This is a genomic window from Stenotrophomonas sp. P5_B8, from assembly GCF_054049855.1.
The window spans coordinates 2,501-4,982 of sequence record NZ_JBFULO010000282.1 but is presented as its reverse complement, the minus strand read 5'-3'; the positions used below and the strand labels follow the sequence as shown (position 1 = coordinate 4,982).

General features: G+C 55.9%; 2 rRNA genes (1 of these 2 only partly in view). Both read right to left on the bottom strand.

Annotation, left to right across the window (positions count from 1 at the left end):
• Positions 1-372 precede the first annotated feature (372 nt).
• Positions 373-487: ribosomal RNA gene (gene rrf, locus ACXJKH_RS14445) — 5S ribosomal RNA — on the bottom strand.
• A gap of 169 nt (positions 488-656) precedes the next feature.
• Positions 657-2,482: ribosomal RNA gene (locus ACXJKH_RS14440) — 23S ribosomal RNA — on the bottom strand (it continues 1,055 nt past the right edge of the window).

Sequence of the window (2,482 nt, the reverse complement as noted above, 5' to 3'; positions counted from 1 at the left end):
CGCGCCGGTGGGRATCATGCACAGGTGTTGGAAAGCAGCCGAGCATGGCTCGGCTCTACCGGGACGGGTATGTGCATWCCCCGCGGCCWGRTAGTGCCGAGCCATGCTSGGCACCGCGCCGGTCGGGATCATGCACAGGTGTTGGAARGCAGCCGAGCATGGCTCGGCTCTACSGGGACASGTRTGTGCATTCCCCGCSGTCAGGTAGTGCCGAGCCATGCTCGGCACCGCRCCGGTGGGGGATCATGCACAGGTGTTGGAAAGCAGCCGAGCATGGCTCGGCTCTACCGGGACGGTAATGCGCGACACCGACGCCGGAACACGCGCAAAGAAAAACCCCGCTGCRTGAGCAGCGGGGTTTTTGGGTATAAACCCTGGCGATGACCTACTCTCGCATGGCTTGAGCCACACTACCATCGGCGCAGCTGCGTTTCACTTCCGAGTTCGGGATGGGATCGGGTGGTTCCACAGCGCTAATTTCACCAGGGAGGCTTTTGGAGTGTCGCCGCAGGTCGTGTCTTTGCAGGGAGCGGGCACGGRTGTGCCGGCTTTACAAAGAGACGCGCCTGAGCGCCTGCCTCTCGTTTGGTCTTGTGACGTAGCGTGCACTTGGGATCTATCGACATGTCATGTCGGCCAAGGCAACTTGAGGTTATATGGTCAAGCCACACGGATCATTAGTATCAGTTAGCTCAATACATTGCTGTACTTACACACCTGACCTATCAACCACATAGTCTATATGGTTCCTTCAGGGGGCTTGTGCCCCGGGAGATCTCATCTTGAGGCGCGCTTCCCGCTTAGATGCTTTCAGCGGTTATCGCTTCCGAACATAGCTACCCGGCAATGCCACTGGCGTGACAACCGGAACACCAGAGGTTCGTCCACTCCGGTCCTCTCGTACTAGGAGCAGCCCCTCTCAAATCTCCAACGCCCATGGCAGATAGGGACCGAACTGTCTCACGACGTTCTGAACCCAGCTCGCGTACCRCTTTAAWKGGCGAACAGCCMWACCCTTGGGACCGACTACAGCCCCAGGATGYGATGAGCCGACATCGAGGTGCCAAACACCGCCGTCGATATGAACTCTTGGGCGGTATCAGCCTGTTATCCCCGGAGTACCTTTTATCCGTTGAGCGATGGCCCTTCCATACAGAACCACCGGATCACTAAGTCCTAGTTTCCTACCTGCTTGATCCGTCGATCTTGCAGTCAAGCACGCTTATGCCTTTGCACACAGTGCGCGATGTCCGACCGCGCTGAGCGTACCTTCGAGCTCCTCCGTTACTCTTTAGGAGGAGACCGCCCCAGTCAAACTACCCACCATACACGGTCCCCGATCCAGATTATGGACCTAGGTTAGAACGTCAAGCACGACAGGGTGGTATTTCAAGGATGGCTCCACTGCAGCTAGCGCCACAGTTTCATAGCCTCCCACCTATCCTACACAGACGAACTCAACGTTCAGTGTAAAGCTATAGTAAAGGTTCACGGGGTCTTTCCGTCTTGCCACGGGAACGCTGCATCTTCACAGCGATTTCAATTTCACTGAGTCTCGGGTGGAGACAGCGCCGCTGTCGTTACGCCATTCGTGCAGGTCGGAACTTACCCGACAAGGAATTTCGCTACCTTAGGACCGTTATAGTTACGGCCGCCGTTTACTGGGGCTTCGATCAAGAGCTTCGCCTTGCGGCTGACCCCATCAATTAACCTTCCAGCACCGGGCAGGCGTCACACCCTATACGTCCACTTTCGTGTTTGCAGAGTGCTGTGTTTTTGATAAACAGTCGCAGCGGCCTGGTTTCTGCGGCCCTCTTCAGCTATAGCTCGCATGAGCCACCAAAAAGGGCGCACCTTCTCCCGAAGTTACGGTGCCATGTTGCCTAGTTCCTTCACCCGAGTTCTCTCAAGCGCCTGAGAATTCTCATCCTACCCACCTGTGTCGGTTTACGGTACGGTCTGCGTAAGCTGAAGCTTAGGAGCTTTTCCTGGAAGCGTGGTATCAGTGACTTCGCCTTAAAGGCTCGTCTCGGTGCTCGGTCTTGAAGAATCCCGGATTTGCCAAAGATTCAAACCTACCTCCTTTCCCCCGGACAACCAACGCCGGGTACACCTAACCTTCTCCGTCCCTCCATCGCACTTACGCGAGGTGCAGGAATATTAACCTGCTTCCCATCGACTACGACTTTCGTCCTCGCCTTAGGGGCCGACTCACCCTGCGCCGATTAACGTTGCGCAAGGAAACCTTGGGCTTTCGGCGTGCGGGTTTTTCACCCGCATTRTCGTTACTCATGTCAGCATTCGCACTTCYGATACCTCCAGCAGACTTCTCAATCCACCTTCAACGGCTTACGGAACGCTCCTCTACCGCGTACATATAAATATGCACACCCCAAGCTTCGGTTCACTGCTTAGCCCCGTTAAATCTTCCCCGCAGACCGACTCGACCAGTGAGCTATTACGCTTTCTTTAAAGGGTGGCT